The 17748-nt window shown below is 46.0% G+C and carries 12 protein-coding genes; 5 read left to right on the plus strand and 7 right to left on the minus strand.

What is annotated here, in order from left to right:
- Positions 1–76: 76 nt before the first annotated feature.
- Positions 77–658, minus strand: a complete 582-nt coding sequence (locus AC23P2_RS26260; protein WP_487775943.1) for a hypothetical protein — start codon at positions 656–658, stop codon at positions 77–79.
- 86 nt (positions 659–744) lie between these two features.
- Complete coding sequence (locus AC23P2_RS26265; protein WP_487775944.1) at positions 745–1128, minus strand: hypothetical protein; 384 nt, start codon at positions 1126–1128, stop codon at positions 745–747.
- Between the two features lie 360 nt (positions 1129–1488).
- On the opposite strand from AC23P2_RS26265, the gene AC23P2_RS26270 reads away from it, so the two are divergent.
- Positions 1489–2244 (plus strand): hypothetical protein, encoded by a 756-nt coding sequence (locus AC23P2_RS26270; RefSeq protein WP_487775945.1) that lies wholly within the window; start codon positions 1489–1491, stop codon positions 2242–2244.
- A gap of 47 nt (positions 2245–2291) precedes the next feature.
- On the opposite strand, the gene nadC is transcribed toward AC23P2_RS26270, so the two are convergent.
- From nadC to arfB, 3 genes are read right to left on the minus strand one after another with little or no spacing between them, the layout of a single operon-like run.
- The gene (gene nadC / locus AC23P2_RS26275) at positions 2292–3125 is read right to left on the minus strand and encodes a carboxylating nicotinate-nucleotide diphosphorylase (protein WP_487775946.1); all 834 of its coding nucleotides are present in this window, start codon (positions 3123–3125) and stop codon (positions 2292–2294) included.
- Positions 3126–3176: 51 nt separating this feature from the next.
- The gene (locus tag AC23P2_RS26280) at positions 3177–3722 is read right to left on the minus strand and encodes an N-acetyltransferase family protein (protein WP_487775947.1); all 546 of its coding nucleotides are present in this window, start codon (positions 3720–3722) and stop codon (positions 3177–3179) included.
- Positions 3723–4139: an alternative ribosome rescue aminoacyl-tRNA hydrolase ArfB gene (gene arfB / locus AC23P2_RS26285; protein ID WP_487775948.1), complete on the minus strand. Its 417-nt coding sequence runs from the start codon at positions 4137–4139 to the stop codon at positions 3723–3725.
- Positions 4140–4249: 110 nt separating this feature from the next.
- Here arfB and AC23P2_RS26290 point away from each other — a divergent pair, with 110 nt between their 5' ends.
- The gene (locus AC23P2_RS26290; RefSeq protein WP_487775949.1) at positions 4250–4843 is read left to right on the plus strand and encodes an HD domain-containing protein; all 594 of its coding nucleotides are present in this window, start codon (positions 4250–4252) and stop codon (positions 4841–4843) included.
- 34 nt (positions 4844–4877) lie between these two features.
- On the opposite strand, the gene uvrB is transcribed toward AC23P2_RS26290, so the two are convergent.
- Entirely contained in the window at positions 4878–6899 is a 2022-nt protein-coding gene (gene uvrB, locus AC23P2_RS26295) for an excinuclease ABC subunit UvrB (RefSeq protein WP_487775950.1), read from the minus strand.
- Between the two features lie 270 nt (positions 6900–7169).
- Here uvrB and AC23P2_RS26300 point away from each other — a divergent pair, with 270 nt between their 5' ends.
- The 3 genes from AC23P2_RS26300 (at position 7170) to AC23P2_RS26310 (ending at position 11590) form a co-directional block, all read left to right on the plus strand.
- Positions 7170–8084 carry a TIGR01777 family oxidoreductase gene (locus AC23P2_RS26300; RefSeq protein ID WP_487775951.1) on the plus strand — a complete coding sequence of 305 codons (915 nt, stop codon included), beginning with the start codon at positions 7170–7172 and terminating at the stop codon, positions 8082–8084.
- Positions 8085–8153: 69 nt separating this feature from the next.
- On the plus strand, positions 8154–10091 hold the full coding sequence (locus AC23P2_RS26305; RefSeq protein WP_487775952.1) for a polysaccharide biosynthesis protein: 1938 nt from the start codon (positions 8154–8156) through the stop codon (positions 10089–10091).
- Between the two features lie 8 nt (positions 10092–10099).
- On the plus strand, positions 10100–11590 hold the full coding sequence (locus AC23P2_RS26310; RefSeq protein ID WP_487775953.1) for an NAD(P)H-hydrate dehydratase: 1491 nt from the start codon (positions 10100–10102) through the stop codon (positions 11588–11590).
- 40 nt (positions 11591–11630) lie between these two features.
- Here the strand turns inward: AC23P2_RS26310 and AC23P2_RS26315 are convergent, their stop codons facing one another.
- Positions 11631–17738 carry a beta strand repeat-containing protein gene (locus AC23P2_RS26315; protein WP_487775954.1) on the minus strand — a complete coding sequence of 2036 codons (6108 nt, stop codon included), beginning with the start codon at positions 17736–17738 and terminating at the stop codon, positions 11631–11633.
- Positions 17739–17748: the final 10 nt, after the last annotated feature.

The raw sequence follows: 17748 nt of genomic DNA on the forward strand, positions 1-17748 counted from the left end.
AAATACGGAGAAAAACGAGGTGAGCTATACTTTTTTAGTAAACGGCATATATTTCTCTTTAATATAGCCATAGCCTCTAACTGGGTCGAGGTTTCATGTACCAAATGGCTACTGCTAAGAAGATGTTGAATACAACCGATAACAAGGCATCTACTACCCAGTATTGGTCTCTTAATTTCAAATCGTTGAAAGTATTATTAATAAAAATGTACGAAAATATAGTCCCAGAATAATAAAATAACGCCCCAGAACTAAACCAAAACAATGGCGATGAGCCTAGCTTAGGTTCGGGTAAATATTTGAGGAGTTCAAAATAATAAATAAGAATTAGTAGTATGGTAAAACTTCCAGAAGCATGATAGGAAAAGCTATTAAAACTTATAGTATTGACATCTAACAATGACTGTAGATCCAAACACGCTATACCTACCGAAACCAACAATAACAATAGCGCAAGCCCTTTGAAGTAGCGGTTCTGAAAAGTTAAATAATACAAAACCGCTACTACGATGAAACTGATTAAATTGTACCAATTATAGATGTAAATATTGAAAATGCCTATTCGTGCTAAAATAGACGTTATAAGATTCCGCAACAACGTTAATAGTACAAATACCAAGACAATCTTACTGGTCTTATCCAAGTGGGTGATTGCCATTGTTTTAAACAACAATAAAGCAAAAACCACTGGAATTAGCACACTAAAATCAGCTACATGAGATATAAGTCGTTGAGTCATCCTTGTTATGGATTACAGAAGTTGGGACAAGGGACTCCCCCACCAGCGCCACCTGGCTCACCTTCTCCATCTTTTTCGCCAGTGGTGTCAATTTTAAATTTCATGTCGCGGCCAAGGCCATCTTGGCCAATTTGAACGGGTACCAAAAACAAGCGTGGCTGTTCGTTACCCACAATCGAAAAATCAATTTCGCCTTCTTTGTTTTCGGGGGCATGGCCATAATAAATCCGAATCCCGTCGCAGCCTTCTACTTTGAGCAGTGTTTCAAGTATCTCACGGCTAAAGTATTCGGCTTTACGTATGCTTTTTGGGCTTTGGTGTTTTGCTTCAAAATTTTTACGTCCAAGTGCTATTTCTTTGACAGAGAATATTTTACCAGCTTTTTCCATGAAGTTTGTAGGGCTATTATTTGTGGAACAAGTTTGCAAGATATACTACTAGTCAGGGAAGTCCAAACCGTTAAATAAATTTTAATAGGTATAGATACGCAAGAAAAAAACGCGTATTTCTACGCTAAAATTTCTCAGCTTTAGCCGCGACCTTTGTAACGGGTTTGGTTGAATTAGCACTCAAAAGTGCCAACTTTTTCTCATAGGTTAGGTTAGAAGGAAAAAGCCGAAAACACTTGTTTTCGGCTTTTTTAGGTCTAAAGCGAAAAAACAATCGCTATTATTGGCCTTTGGCGGAGAAAGATGTTTTTTTGTACAACTTACGGTTCTATCACGCCGTCACGTCTTTTTCCTCAATTCATGAACAAAAAATTTCTACTCTATTCGTCATTAAGCGCATTGCTTTTTGCTTTCTCATCCACCACATTTGCCCAAACCACTGCCCGCCTCGTCTCTTACGTAGATGTAGCAGGTGCATGGAACACCGCTGCCTGGTCTGCCAATGCTCAGTACCATCAGTACTTAAAAGTTGACCGAAAGGGGGTATTTCAAGTCGGTTGGGGCATACGGGGCACTCATTTTCGTGGGAATAACCTCCCTTTCATCACTGCCCCCGCCTCTCAATCTCGTGGAAAAACGGGTTTCAGCGCCTTGAGCGCTCCATTACTGCTGCGAAACATTGATACGTTGCAAGTATCGGCGGGTATTACTTCTTTTAATTTTAACCTGGGGATACAGCTTTCGGTTTTTGATAAGGTAGATATTGGCGTAAATGCCGACATTCTTGGGCTGGCCCTCGGAGGCAAAAAGTCGGGCTTTTATTCTTCAACAGTAGGATATAACAAAGTAGATTCGCTCAATTTACACCAGACTTATCAACAAGCAAAGCCGACTTCGTCCAATGTACAACTCCTTGGCGACAATGCAGTTGGCAACCTCACGACCGAAATTTATGCCCGTTTACACATTACCGAACGGCTGGGGCTAAAAGCTGGCTATGTCTTCAATACCAACGAGTACCGCACGTCCAACAAACAGCTTGTTGCCGATGTGCGCCGTTTTCGGTATCGTTCAGATATGTTGCTGGTAGGAATTACGTTTAAAGTACTTCGGTAATTTTCTAACAACCATCCCGAAAGTAAAAAAACTTTCGGGATGGTGTGCTAATATGCTTTTAGGCTCAAGTCCAAGCTTTTGATTTGGTGCGTCAAAGCTCCGCACGAAATATAATCGACCCCCGTTTCAGCTACGGCACGCAGTGTTTCTTCCCTGATTCCACCTGAGGCTTCGGTAGGGTATTTTCCAGCCACTCGTTGAACAGCCGTGCGAAGGTCGTCGAGGCTAAAGTTGTCGAGCATGATGCGTTGAACCTGTCCAATCTGCAACACTTGTTCTAACTCCGCAAGATTGCGCACTTCAATTTCAATCTGTAGCTGTCTTCCCGTGCGTTGCAAATACGCATTGGCTTGGTTAATGGCCGCCTCTATTCCTCCAGCATAGTCCACGTGGTTGTCTTTGATAAGAATCATGTCGTACAACGCATATCGGTGATTCACAGCTCCCCCAATTTTAACCGCCATTTTTTCAAATAGGCGAAAATTAGGCGTCGTTTTGCGCGTATCCAGTAGTTTGGTTGGCAAGCCATCCAAAAGACGTACCAGCGAATGGGTGTAAGTAGCAATACCGCTCATTCGTTGCATTGTATTGAGTACCAGTCGTTCTGCTTTCAAAATTGACTGCGCATCTCCACTGACATGAAGCACGATGTCGCCTTTGTTGATGGCTTGCCCGTCGTTGATAAACACTTCTACCTCCAACAGCGGGTCCACTTCTTCAAAAATGATTTTGGCAACCTCAACACCTGCCACAATACCGTCTTCTTTTACGAGCAAGCGCGCCCGTCGCTCCGCATCACGGGGGATGGTCGAGAGCGAAGTATGGTCACCATCGCCTACGTCTTCGGCAAGGGCCAAACGAATGTAATCACGTATATCCATACCGCAAATGTGCGGGTTTTCGGGAGAATAAAAAAGCGAAGGGGTGGTTTTTCAGAACAGCTCTTTTTGCAGCACCACCATGCCTCGGAGCTCTGCGCGTAGCCGACAAAACACTTCATCGTCAAGGCGTGTTGTTGCGATTTTAACAAAACCTGCTTTTTCGTAGCTTTGAATCGTTTTTAGGGACGAATCCATGGCCATCAACCAAACCTTGTTGATACCCCATTGGCGCGCTTGTTCATCTACCCAAGCCATGGCTTTTTGCCCCAGCCCAAGTCCTGTTGCCTTTTTGAGGAAATAGATTTTTTCGAGGTACAAAAACGATTCTTTCGGCTGATTTTCAAACGGTGTTTTGTGTTTCACAAGTTTAAGAAAACCCACATTTTCGCCATTGAGCCGTACTGTAAAATACAATAAATGAGGATTTTCAAAATCGGCCTTAAGCGCATCATCCCCAAAGCAGCGTTCCATGTACCATTCTATCCCTTGGGTGTCATACCACAAGTGCGTATAATGAGGAAAATACGTTCGAGAACCTAAATCTCGGATGGCCTCAAAATCATTAAGTTGCTGAATATCAAAGCTATTTTCTGTCATTTATTCCGTAATTTTTCGACGCATTGCTTTGGTGTCTGACTGCCGCTGTTTTTCTTTCAGGCGTTTTTCTATCACTGCGGCAGAGGGTTTAGTTGCTTTGCGGGGTTTGGCTACTTCAAAGCATTTTTTGATAAGGTCGTTAAATTTTTTGACTACTTTATCGCGGTTGGCCAACTGAGAACGTTCGGTTTGGTGCGTCAACACCAACACGCCCTCGGTCGTCAAACGATTGGCTAATTTTTGTTGTAAAAGCGCGCGTTCGGTTTCGGTCAATAGCAGCGATTGCGAGACGTCAAAACGCAGTTCAACTTTGGTCTCGACTTTATTGACATTTTGCCCACCCTTGCCTCCACTGCGAGCAGTTTGAAAGACAAGTTCGGAATGGAGTTTTATTGGGTCAAACATGGTTAATTTCATTGAAATTTTGCACAAAAATAGCAGTTTGCGGCGCAAAGATTTGATAGAATACGACTTTTCAGTAATTTGTCGCAACCAACACTCTTCCCAGCGTTATTTTCTTTGAACCGATGGCACCTTTTGAGCGATTTTTAAAACTTCGACGGTTTGTGTTAGCCGAGCTTTCGCAGCAGCTCTCACCCAAGCTTACCTACCACGGGATTCACCACGTCCGTGATGTGCTATTGGTTTGTCGTCAGTATATTAAACGGCTTTCGCTCAGAGAGCCCGAGGCCGAACTATTACTTACTGGCGCCCTTATTCACGATATAGGCTTTACCGAAACCTACCAAGGACACGAAGAGAAAGGCATTGAAATGGCCAAGGTACTACTTCCAAATTTTGGCTTTACCAGTATCGAAATTGAGCTTATTAGTGGACTTATTATGGCCACAAAAGTCCCCCAAGAACCGCTGACTATGCTCGAAAAAATCTTGTGCGACGCCGATTTAGACTATTTGGGACGTAGCGATTTTAACCCCATTAGCGAAAGTTTATTTCAAGAACTTCAAAACATGGACATGCTCCACGACCGCCAAAAATGGGACGAAATTCAAATCAAGTTTTTGGAAGCGCACAAATACCATACTCCCTTTGCCCAAAAATACCGACAACCCAAAAAGGAGCAACGGATCAAAGAAATCAAGGAACGACTTGGCACTTAATGAGCGAATTGGCTTTGCTCTATTAGACGGATTTTTATTCCTTTTTGAGTTTCTCCCGCAATTGCAACAATTCGTCGCGATAACGGGCAGCTTCCAAGAAATTGAGTTCTTTGGCGGCGGCTTCCATTTTGCGCTGTGTTTCCGCAATTAGCTTTTCCAATTCGGGTTTTGCCATGTATTGTACCACTGGGTCAGCAGCTACCCGAACCTCTTCTGGTTCTACGTAATAACGTTTTGCCGATGGTTTTGAATCAGCCACCGACGTTTGTTCCATGATGGCCTCGCGGCTCTTGAAGACCGTTTTGGGCGTAATTCCGTGTTCCCTATTGTACGCCATCTGAATCTCTCGACGGCGATTGGTTTCTTCAATGGCCTTTTGCATCGAGCCTGTCATACGGTCGGCATACATAAGCACTTTTCCGTTTTCGTTTCGCGCCGCCCGCCCAATGGTCTGAATGAGCGAACGAATATCCCGTAAAAAGCCTTCTTTATCGGCATCCATAATTGCTACCAACGACACTTCGGGCAAGTCCAAACCTTCCCGCAAAAGGTTTACTCCTACCAGCACATCAAATGCCCCTAAGCGTAAATCACGCAAGATTTCGACCCGATCGAGGGTTTTTACCTCCGAGTGAATATATCGGCCTTTGATGCCTACCCGCTCCAAGTATTTACTCAATTCTTCGGCCATTCGTTTGGTCAAAGTCGTTACCAAAACGCGTTCATTTCGCTTGGCACGTTTGTCGATTTCTTCCAACAAATCATCAATCTGATTGAGGCTCGGACGCACCTGAATTTCGGGATCAAGCAAGCCCGTTGGACGAATAATTTGCTCTACCACGACACCATCCGTCCGTCGGAGTTCGTAGTCGGCAGGAGTTGCACTCACAAAAATCGTTTGTCCTGCCAAGTTTTCAAACTCTTGAAAAGTCAACGGTCGATTGTCCATCGCACTTGGTAAACGAAACCCAAAATCGACCAACGACTCTTTACGGGAGCGGTCGCCGCCCCACATCGCACGAATTTGGGGCATCGTCACGTGACTTTCATCCACCACAAGCAAGAAATCATCGGGGAAATAATCAAGCAAACAAAACGGTCGTTCGCCTGGTTTTCGATTGTCGAAATACCTTGAATAGTTTTCGATACCCGAACAGTAGCCCAATTCGCGCATCATTTCTAGGTCAAACTCCGTTCGTTCACGAATGCGCTGGGCTTCCAGCAACCGCCCTTCTTTTTCAAAATAACTAATTTGCGCTACTAAATCGTCCTGAATATGGCGAATTGCATTTAGTAAAACGTCCCTTCCTGTCACGAATAAATTGGCGGGAAAAATGGCCACCATCTTTTCGGACGATATTTTTTTGCCGTTGGCGGGATTGATACGCTGAATTTCCTCAATTTCATCACCAAAAAAAATGATACGATAGGCAAAATCAGCATAGCCTGGATAAATATCGACCGTATCACCTTTTACCCGAAAGTTTCCCCGTGCAAATTCGGCTTCCGTCCGACTATAAAGAATTTCAACCAAACGAAACAGAAACTGATTACGAGTGATTTGCTCTCCAACGCCTACCCGCACAATACTTTTGCGGTATTCCTCGGGGTTTCCTGCGCCATAGATGCACGACACCGACGCCACCACCAAGACATCTCTTCGCCCTGACATCAACGACGAAACCGTCGAAAGCCGAAGTTTATCAATCTCTTGGTTGATTGCTAAATCTTTCTCGATGTAGGTATTGGTCGTTGCAATGTAAGCTTCGGGTTGGTAATAATCGTAGTAGCTAATGAAATACTCAACCGCGTTGTTGGGAAAAAACTGTTTAAATTCTCCGTACAACTGTGCGGCGAGGGTTTTGTTATGGCTCAACACCAACGTAGGGCGATCGATCTGCGCTACCACATTGGCAACGGTAAATGTTTTTCCAGAACCCGTTACCCCAAGAAGCGTTTGGGAAGGTTCGCCGTTGTGAATACCTTCCACAAGCTGTGCAATAGCTTGGGGCTGATCTCCAGTAGGTTGATAGGTAGAAATGATTTCAAATGGCATATTAATAGAAGAAGTATAAGCCTAGATAACATCTAAAATAGCCACAAAAGTTCTGTTTTTCAAAGACAACTTGTTCCCCCTTAAAAAAAAACATGGCCCCGTTCCAATGAAACGGGGCTAATGCCAAATTACCCTACTCTATTATATTAATTATTGTTTACACAAGCATCGTGCCAAACTTGTCCCAAAAACTGGACAATTTTTTATTCCCCTACCGCAACGATTCCCCTCCGCCGTTAGTTATCTTCAATATACTCTATCTTTATCACTATGGCGGAAACTGTTTTAATTACTGGCGGAACGGGCATGATTGGCCGTCGTCTTACCACCCTACTCCTTGAAAAAGGCTATCAAGTGGCCTATTTAAGCCGAAAACAACAAAACAATCCCAACGTTAAAATTTACCGTTGGGATATTGAAAAAAATTTCATCGAAGAAGACGCCCTTCGTAAAGCCGACTACATCATCCATCTCGCTGGGGCTGGAATCGCTGACCAACGGTGGACTGCCAGTCGTAAACAAGAGATTATTCAAAGCCGTACCAAAAGCATTGAACTAATTGCGCGTAAACTTCAAGAGCGCCCCTACGACGTCAAAGCTTGCGTATCGGCTTCGGGAATTGGGTTTTATGGGGCCGACACGGGCGATGTGCGTGTATCCGAACAAACCCCTTCAGGAACTGATTTTGTGGCCCACGTAACGCGGCATTGGGAAAACGCCGTCGAACTGATTGACAATATTGGGATTCGTACGACAAAACTCCGTACGGGCATCGTTCTGAGTACGCAAGGAGGAGCGCTGCCCAAAATTGCGCTGCCCGTTCAGTGGGGCGTAGGTGCGCCACTTGCTTCTGGCAAACAGTGGACTTCGTGGATACACATTGACGATTTGTGCCGAATGTACATCGAAGCCCTCGAAAACCCCACATGGCGAGGGGCTTATAACGCCATAGCGCCCACGCCTGTGACGAACGCCGTTCTCACTCGTCAAATAGCTGAAGTCTTAGACCGCCCCCTTTGGTTGCCCAACATTCCAAGTTTTGTGCTCAAAGCCGTATTTGGAGAAATGGCCAACTTAGTCATTGGAGGAAATTACGTGCTCAATCACCGAATCAAGACCGAAACCAACTTCACTTATCAATTTGATGACCTAAAACAAGCCCTTAGCCAGCTGTACGAAAAGTAAATTCTGGGTCAGTAAGTGAGGCTTATTGAAAATGATTTTTTACTTTTGAAAAAGTCCGCTTTACCCAATATGATTGAACGTATTCTGACCAAGTATTCCAACCACTTTGTATCACGTCATCTCATTTTAGCGATTGACGGCGGCGTGGTTATTGGATCCTTCGTCATTGCCTGTATTTTACGATTCAACCTCAATGTTTCCAACATTAATTGGGCATTGTACAAGTACTATTTGGTAGCGTTGTTGGTCAATCGCTTGCTTTGTTTTCTTTATTTTCGATCTTACACGGGTATCGTTCGGCACAGTAGCGTCGAGGATGCTTCGCTCATTTTTAAAGCCACCACCGCCAGTAGTATCCTGACCATCATTGGTTCTACTTTCTTGAGCCATAGTACCGACAATGCGGTTTTTTACATCCCGATTTCAATCCTCATTATCGAGTATTTTATTTCATTATCGGTGATGATTTCGAGTCGTTTTTTGGTTAAAAATATTTACAAGACCCTAATTGCCAATGCTCCTGGCGAGAAGGTCAACGTGTTGATTTATGGCGCAGGCACGCTTGGAATTTTAACAAAAAATACCCTCCTCCGCAATCGACATAAAAAATATACGATTGTCGGATTTATTGACGACAACCCTTCTCTTAGTTTCAAAACCGTTGAAGGGGTACCCGTTTATCCCGAAAGTGAAGCCATAAAACGCTTTGTGGAAGACGAAATTCCCAGCGACCTAGAAGTCGTTTTGGCCATTCATCAAATAAAACCGCACCGCAAAAACCAAATCATCGAACGGTTTTTGAAAAAAGACATCATCGTCAAAGTCGTTCCTTCCATGTACGAACGACTCAACGGCGACCAGCTTCGTTCGGACGACATTCGCAACATTCGGATTGAAGACTTGCTCGAACGTGACCCTATTCTGCTTGACAATCAAAACATTATTCGCCAATTATCAGGGCAAATCGCCCTTGTAACTGGCGCGGCGGGGTCAATTGGTAGTGAGATAGTTCGGCAACTCATTCGATTCAAACCAGAAACCTTGATTCTTATCGACCAGTCAGAATCAGGGCTATATGACCTTGAAAACGAACTAAAGCAACACTTTCGCCGCTTTCTCGACGATGCCACGCGGGTGATTGTGCAAGTAGCTGACGTCACTGATGAAGTGCGAATGCGGCATATTTTTCGTCAATATACGCCTCAGTTTGTGTTTCATGCCGCCGCGTACAAACACGTGCCATTGATGGAAGAACATCCTTACGAAGCTGTGAAGGTCAACGTTTTTGGCACAAAAATCATCGCTGATTTATCCGTTGAAACCAACGTCAGAAAGTTTGTAATGATTTCAACCGACAAGGCCGTCAATCCTACCAACGTGATGGGCGCGACCAAGCGGCTGGCGGAAATGTACGTTCAAAGTCTCAATCATCGTTTTCTTAAAGGAACGCGCTTTATCACAACCCGTTTTGGCAATGTACTTGGCTCAAACGGCTCCGTTGTACCCCTTTTTCAAAAACAAATACGGGCAGGTGGCCCCATTACGGTGACTCACCCCGACGTCATTCGGTATTTTATGACCATCCCCGAAGCCTGCCAATTGGTACTAGAAGCAGGTAGTATGGGCAACGGCGGAGAGATTTTTGTGTTTGACATGGGCGAACCAGTTCGCATCGCAGACTTGGCCCAAAAGATGATAAAATTGTCAGGATTACGGGTCGATAAAGACATTCAGATTACGTACTCGGGGCTGCGTCCAGGCGAAAAACTCTACGAAGAACTCCTCAGCGACAAAGAACATACACTGCCCACCTACCATCCCAAAATTCAGATTGCCCAAGTCGATGAGCAACCATTTGGGGAAATTTCGGCGGCGCTACAAGACCTCAAAAAAGCACTTCGTGAGGGCGATAAAGCCCTGATGGTGACGTACCTTAAAACGGTTGTGCCTGAGTTTATCAGTAACAATTCGGAATACGAAGAGCTTGATGGTTTGGAATTGAGCTAAGTCAACCAATGAAACTATTTACTGTTCCCCAAATTCGGGCATGGGATGCTTACACCATTGCTCACGAGCCTATTTCTTCGCTCCAGCTAATGGAACGCGCCTCTACTGCTTTTGTCAAGTGGTTTTGCGAACGATTTGACGACCGTTGCACCATCAACGTCGTATGTGGAATGGGCAATAACGGCGGCGACGGTCTCGTTATCGGACGGTTATTGCTCCAAAAATGTTACAACGTCCACGTCTTTGTGGTAAAGCACAGTTTGGAAGGGTCAGCTGATTTTGAAACAAATTTAGCACGACTTCACCCAATGACAACCGTTCATTGGATCACAGAAAGCACGGAAATTCCCAATTTCTCCCAACAGTCGTTGGTAATTGACGCCCTTTTGGGTTCGGGTTTGTCTCGTCCTACCCAAGGACTTTTAGCCGAAGTTATTCAAAAAATCAATGCTTCCTCGGCCAACATCATCGCAGTGGACATTGCCAGTGGGCTTTTTGCAGATACCCCCAACGCTCCTTCAGACATCATTATCAAACCCGACTATACGGTTTCGTTTCAGTGCCCCAAACTAGCTTTTGTGCAGCCACAGTCGGCCGAGTACGTAGGAGAATGGCAGGTGGTGGACATTGGCCTGAGTGCTGCGTATGCCGAAGCCACCGCTACCCCTTATTTTTTCAGCAACACCTCCCTAATTAACGATTTTAAGATTTCAAACCGACGAAAGAAATACGCCCACAAAGGCTCTTTCGGACACGCGCTGCTCATTGGTGGAAGTTACGGAAAAATAGGCGCCATTGTGCTGTCTTCCAAAGCCTGCTTACGCTCAGGAGTAGGTTTATTAACAGTCCAAACGCCGCGTTGTGGTTACGACATTTTACAAACGAGCTTGCCAGAAGCAATGGCCTTGCCCGACTGGCATTGGATGGTCAATACCACCGTACCTGACATAGCGGGCTATAGCGCCGTAGGAATCGGGCCTGGACTAGGCAAAGACCCGCTCACCCTTCAACTCCTCCAAGAACTTTTACCGAGGCTCACACAACCTACCGTTTTTGACGCCGATGCGCTCAATTTGCTCAGTGAGAACCGCGAATTGCTCACATTACTCCCTCCGAATTCCATTTTAACCCCTCACCCCAAAGAGTTTCAGCGTCTGTTGGGACATCCTTGGCAAGATGATTTTGAGAAACTCTCTTTGTTACGAACATTTGCCCAACAACACCAAGTGATTGTCTGCCTTAAAGGGGCGCATACCGTGGTGGCATTGCCCGATGGCTCGCTGTATTTTAATTCGACGGGCAACCCAGGCATGGCCACGGGCGGTAGCGGCGATGTACTTACGGGTATCATCACGGGGTTATTGGCTCAAGGCATTCCTCCTCACCAAGCAGCTATTTTTGGCGTCTATCAGCACGGGGCAGCAGGCGACCGCGCCGCCCAGAAATGCACCCAACCTGGCCTTATTGCCTCCGATATTATAAACGAAATGGGCTGGTAGTTACCCCAGCCCATTCGCTACTCTCTATTTTTCTACCCTTTTACTTTCTCTTAATTGTCACCGTATAAGGAATACATTTTGGAGGAGGACAGCTACAATCTGGGGCTTTTACTGTCAATTGTGCCTTGCAACTATCTGTTGACGTAGCCGTTACGACTGCGTCTTTGTTGATTGGTACACCTGACACAGTAAACGTACCGTTTTGGTTGTTGGTAACTTGACCCGCATCCGCCGTAACTGTTCCGTTTGATGTAACGGTAAAGCTGTATGTCTGACGATCTGCACTACACTTAGGCTGTTCGCTTACAACCACTGTCGGATTGGGATAATAAGTCAATGTAAGTGGGATACGCAAGCTAATACAGTTTGAACCGTCATTTTTACGAGCTTCTACCCAATACGTGCCAGCGGCAGTAGGTTTGAACTCTAACGTACCATCGGCCAATTTGGTACCACCTGTTTCGCTGCTATACCAGTCGGCAGTTTCGCCAGTTCCTACCACAACCGTCAATTTTGTAGCGCTATCACCTTCGCAGAACGATTGACTAGAGCCGATTGGAGGATTCACGGTAGGGCAGTTACAATCAGGGGCTGCGATTTCGAGTGTTGTTTTACAATTGCTGTTGGTAGCGGTTGCAGTTACCAATACACTTTGACCCGCAGGAATACCCGAAATAGTGAATAAGCCACCACCGTTGTCAACTACATTGTAAGGAGGTGTTGTGGTAATAATTCCGTTAGAAATTACCTTCACTGAGTACGTTCCGAGGTTCAATGCGCAACTACGTTCTGACACTTCGAGGAGTGGTTTGGTAGTATCAGCACTTACGGTAGTAATACCTGTTCCTTTACAGCCGTTTATTGTATTGGTTACTTCAACTGAATAAGTACCTGCTACACTTACCACAAAGCTCGCTACATTGCCTGGATTAGCTACCCCTTGTGGCACTTGCCAAACATAAGTAGGAGTAGTTCCGCCGTTGTTCACGGTTGCGGTCAGCGTTCCTGTAGGCGTTGCACAGGTCAAGTTGAGCGGGTTAAGTGCTACTATCACGCGGTTGGTATCGTTCAATACAATCTCGCTTGCATTGCCAACGCATCCATTAAGGGTATTGATTACCTGTACTGTGTAAAGACCCGCAACCGACGCCGTCGCCGTTGGGTTGTTACCAGGATTGGTAGCACCCGCTGGCACGCCCCAGATGTACGTTGGAGCTGTACCCGCATTCACCACCGTAGCAGTTAAGCTCTGCGAAGGTGCGCTACACGTCAATGTAATTGGATTCAAAGTTACCGATACTTTTGTTGTATCAAGAGCAACGGTTGTACTTGCAGAAGCGCTACAACCATTGCCAGTATTGGTCACAATCACCGAATACACACCTCCTTGGCTCACCACTAAACTATCCACATTGCCTGGATTAGTTACGCCGCTTGGTACACTCCAAACGTAAGTTGGGGTTGGTCCTTCGTTGTCGGCAGTCACTTTCAACGTTTTGGTTGGGCTTGCACAAGTTAATGTCACGTTATTCAGGGCCACTGTTACTTTGGTAGTATCTGCCGTTACCCCTGTGATGGCTGTCCCTTTACATCCGTTGATAGCATTTGTCACTTCCACCGAATAGAATCCAGTTTTAGAAACAACAAAGTTATTTACGTTACCTGGGTTAGTTACACCACTTGGCACCGTCCACGAATAAGTTGGATTAGCACCTGCATTGGTTGCCGTTGCGGTAAGTGTTTGGCTCAAATTTGTACAAGTCAGCTTGATAGCATTGAGAGCTACAATCACTTTTGCCGTATCAGCCGTCACCGTTGAAGAAACCGTTGCTTTACAGCCGTTGGTACCATTGGTTACCTCCACGGCATACAAGCCAGTTGTAGTTACATTAAAGCTTGCGACGTTACCAGGATTTGTTGCTCCACTTGGTACTGTCCACGAATACGTAGGGTTTGCACCTGCGTTGGTAGCCGTAGCAGTCAAGGCTTTACTTGGCTGGGCACAAGTTAGCGTCACTGAATTAAGTGAAACTTTTACCGAGGCTGTATCAGCAGCTACGGTTGTTGTGGCCGATGCTTTACAGCCATTGGCGGCACTTGTTACTTCAACAGCGTATGTTCCTACACTTGTTACGGCAAAGCTTGCCACATTCCCTGGGTTGGTTACGCCGCTTGGCACTGTCCATGCGTAAGTTGGATTTGCCCCTGCATTGGTTACAGTTGCCGTCAATGTCTGACTAGGCGCTGCGCAGGTCAAGGTAAGTGGGTTCAACGCGACGGTTGGTTTTAAAGTATCTTGCGTCACCAGTGTACTTCCATTAACCGAACAGCCGTTGACAGGATTTGTGACCAAAACAGAATAAGCCCCTGCTTTCGTTACGGCAAAGCTCGCTACATTGCCTGGGCTCGCCACGCCACTTGGCACTGTCCAAGTATAAGTTGGATTTGCACCCGCATTGGTCGTAGTGGCAGTCAACGTCTGGCTTGGTGATGCGCAAGTCAATTTAATCGTGTTCAAATCCACCGTTGGTTTGGTAATGTCTTCGGTTACAATCGCGGTATCCGAAGCCGTACAACCGTTGACAGTATTTTTAACCGTTACGATATAAGACCCAGTGGTATCCACCACGATGCTTGAAGTAGTTAGTCCATTCACCGACGGATGGCCACTCCACACGTATGTCACCCCACTAGAAGCCACTGCTGTAAGCGTGATTTCTGTTTTGATACAAGTGAGCACGCCCCCTTCAACCGAAACCGTTGGATTCGTTTTGTTTTCATCAACCACTACCGCATCCGTAGCCACGCATCCATTAGGGCCTGTTACCGTTAAGGTATAAGTACCTGGCAATGTAACGGTTGGGGTTGGACTTGAAGCATTTGGCGAGAAGGTAGCACCAGCAGGCCCAGTCCAGCTATAAGTAACGCCTGGTGTTGTGCTGCTGCCGTCCAATTTTACCGAAGTGACTTCGCAGGTCAGCGTTTTGTTTTGGCCTGCATCCACATTTGGAAGGGTTTTGTTTTCAGTCACTACTGCCGTATCTGATGCCGTACAGCCATTGTCTGGATTTAAGACCGTCACGGTATAAACACCGACTTGTTGAACGGTAATAGAGGCATTGGTCGATGTAAAGCTGCTAGGACCAGTCCATGAGTAAGTTACCCCTGGAGGCGCTGCTTCGGCCAAGATAGTCACCGACGATTTAACGCAAGTGATTTCTCCACCATTAGCCACTACAATCGGACGGTTTACATCTTGCGTCACTACCGCCGTATCGCTCGCAGTACATCCACTTCCTAAGTTGGTAACTGTTACTTGATACACACCAGAAGCAGAAACCGTCACATTTTGGGTAGTTTGGCCATTTACGCCTAAACCTGTCCAAGCATACGTTACATTTGACGAAGCATTTGCTGAGAGTGTTAAGTTTAAGGTCGAGCACGTCAATTCGCCCCCATTCACCTGTACGGTTGGTACCGTTTTATCTTGGGTTACTGTGGTTGATACGTTTCTAGTACATCCGTTGGCTGAGTTTGTCACTACCACCGAATAAGTACCTGCCACTGTCACGGCAAAGCTTGCTACGTTGCCAGGGTTGGTCACACCTGCTGGAACAGTCCAAACATACGAAGCTGTTCCTCCGTTCAAGCCACTCACGGTGGCAGTCAAGGTCTGGCTTGGTGCTACGCATGTCAATTTGATGGTATTCAAACTAACAGTAGGTTGAGTTTTATCTTGAGTTACAGTGGTTGAGGCTGATCTCGTACAACCATTTTTTGCGTTTGTTACAACCACCGAATAAGTACCTGCCACTGTCACGGCAAAACTTGCTACGTTGCCAGGGTTGGTCACACCCGCAGGTACTGTCCAAGCGTACGAGGCAGTTCCGCCACCCAAATTGCCCGCAGTAGCGGTCAAGGTCTGGCTTGGCGATGCGCAAGTGAGTTTAAGGGTGTTCAAAGAAACAGTTGGCAGTGCTTTGTCCTCAGTGACTGTGGTTGAAGCTGTTCTTGTACAACCATTTTTAGAATTTGTCACTACGACAGAATATGTACCTGCTACTGTCACGGCAAAACTTGCTACGTTGCCAGGGTTGGTTACACCCGCAGGAACTGTCCAAACATACGATGCCGTTCCGCCATTTAGTGCGCCTACGGTTGCAGTCAAGGTTTGACTGGTAGAAGCACAGGTAAGCACAACTGTATTCAAACTTACCGTTGGTGGCGTTTTATCTTCGGTAACTGTCGTAGTCGCCGTTCTTGTACAACCATTTTTAGAATTTGTGACCGTCACTGAATACGTACCTGGGGTTGTCACGTTAAAACTAGCCACATTGCCAGGGTTAGTAACTCCCGATGGTACTGTCCAAGAATAAGAGGCAGTTCCGCCGTTCAGGCCACCCACCGTTGCGGTCAAAGTTTGGCTAGTCGTTACACAAGTTAAAGTAACTGTATTCAGCGAAACTGTTGGCTGGGTTTTATCTTCTGTTACAGTCGTAGAGGTAGAAGCAGTACATCCATTTCTTGAGTTGGTAACAGTTACGGAGTAGTTTCCAGCCGTGGTTACGGTAAAACTAGCTACATTGCCTGGGTTAGTAACTCCTGAAGGTACTGTCCAAGCGTAAGATGCTGTTCCACCGCCTAAGTTCCCCGCCGTGGCCGTCAGCGTACCACTTGTTCTTGTACAAGTCAAGGCTAAACTATTGATACTTACGGTAGGCGTAGAAACGATACTTGTAACAATGGCTGTATCAGTAGCAGTACAAGTTACGCCCGACTTCGTTGCCGAATACGTAACAGTGTAAGTACCTGCCGCCGAAACCGACGGATTGGCCGAAGCACTTGTAAAAGAGTTAGGTCCCGTCCAAGCATACGCAGAAGTTACACCGCTCGTTGGGCTACCCACTGCCGTAATTTGCACGGTGGACGGAACACACTTCAACAGGCCACCAGTGGCCGAAACAGTCGGTCTCAACACATCTACTTGGTATTTTACCCAAGGTTGGCAGGCAGCTGTTGCCCCTTTCAAACAAGCATACACGTAATATGTTTTTACTTGTCCATTTACAGCAGGAAAATTAGAAGAAGACAACGACGCCGAACCTGAATTGATAGCACCACTGCCTAAAATCGTTTTACCGTTTCCTGTAGCCGTGTATGGATTCGTCACTTCTGAATCAAAACGAACCCACTCAATAGTCACAGGGCTACGCGCTGTAGTACTGGCAGAAAATGTTACACTCGTACCTGGGCAAATGGTTCTTGCCGCCGACGGACTGGGATTGGTAACGGTTGGGCACGTTACTTGCAAACAAGCAAGATCCACTTTGATATAGTCCCCGTTGGCCGTTCCTTCTACTTGTACGTAAGAGGTATTGGCAGGGGCAGTACCACTCAAAAAGTACTGCTGTGTTAGCGGCGTTGGGCCAACGTCCACGTCTTTATCAACCTGTACTTCGGTGCTACTTAAAAGTGTATTCGAAGAATTGAAAAATTTAAGTTTGATACGGTGGTCCAAGTCTGGGCGGTGCGTACCTGCCCAAATAGACAATGAGACCGTGCTTCCTGGCGTAATATTAACATTTTGGTAAAAACGGGCGCTCGTACTAGTCGCTTCCAAAAATGCGTTATTGTTTCCACAGACTTGGTAGCCCGTTCCGCTGTAAAAATTTCCACCACTGGAACTCCAACCCGATACGCCTCCTTCAAAACTTGGATTGGAAAGTACGTTATTGGGGCAATTACAGCTTACCGTACATGTTAATTGTACGTTAAGGCTGGAGGTTGGCGAAGTGCCTGTTCTGGTGTAATTTACGCCTGCATACGTAAATTCGATACGGACAGGCGTACCATTGGCAATCGACGCCACATTATAACTTCCTAATGAATTGGTAGTTGCGGAACCAAGTGAGGCACCCGTAGAGCTATTGAAAACCCGTACGAGGATACTTGTCAATCCCTCACCATCATTATAGGCATTATTACCGCTTTTATCGCAGTAAATACGACCACCAACATCGGTGGCTAGGGCTGCATGAGCAACAACTAGCATCAACACTCCTGCCCACCAAGAAAAGGTCTTGGGGCTTAGTAGGGAGGAGAAAAGCTGCCTAGGTTTGACTCGAAATTTGCTTGTAAACGAAGTCATGGGGCGTAAA

The organism is Runella sp. R0.1_18 (assembly GCF_057652155.1).

Excerpts from the sequence above, each read along its gene's own strand:
- AC23P2_RS26260 (WP_487775943.1), bottom strand. The coding sequence starts at position 658 with ATGGCAATCACCCACTTGGATAAGACCAGTAAGATTGTCTTGGTATTT.
- AC23P2_RS26265 (WP_487775944.1), bottom strand. The coding sequence starts at position 1,128 with ATGGAAAAAGCTGGTAAAATATTCTCTGTCAAAGAAATAGCACTTGGA.
- AC23P2_RS26270 (WP_487775945.1), top strand. The coding sequence starts at position 1,489 with ATGAACAAAAAATTTCTACTCTATTCGTCATTAAGCGCATTGCTTTTT.
- nadC (WP_487775946.1), bottom strand. The coding sequence starts at position 3,125 with ATGGATATACGTGATTACATTCGTTTGGCCCTTGCCGAAGACGTAGGC.
- AC23P2_RS26280 (WP_487775947.1), bottom strand. The coding sequence starts at position 3,722 with ATGACAGAAAATAGCTTTGATATTCAGCAACTTAATGATTTTGAGGCC.
- arfB (WP_487775948.1), bottom strand. The coding sequence starts at position 4,139 with ATGAAATTAACCATGTTTGACCCAATAAAACTCCATTCCGAACTTGTC.
- AC23P2_RS26290 (WP_487775949.1), top strand. The coding sequence starts at position 4,250 with ATGGCACCTTTTGAGCGATTTTTAAAACTTCGACGGTTTGTGTTAGCC.
- uvrB (WP_487775950.1), bottom strand. The coding sequence starts at position 6,899 with ATGCCATTTGAAATCATTTCTACCTATCAACCTACTGGAGATCAGCCC.
- AC23P2_RS26300 (WP_487775951.1), top strand. The coding sequence starts at position 7,170 with ATGGCGGAAACTGTTTTAATTACTGGCGGAACGGGCATGATTGGCCGT.
- AC23P2_RS26305 (WP_487775952.1), top strand. The coding sequence starts at position 8,154 with ATGATTGAACGTATTCTGACCAAGTATTCCAACCACTTTGTATCACGT.
- AC23P2_RS26310 (WP_487775953.1), top strand. The coding sequence starts at position 10,100 with ATGAAACTATTTACTGTTCCCCAAATTCGGGCATGGGATGCTTACACC.
- AC23P2_RS26315 (WP_487775954.1), bottom strand. The coding sequence starts at position 17,738 with ATGACTTCGTTTACAAGCAAATTTCGAGTCAAACCTAGGCAGCTTTTC.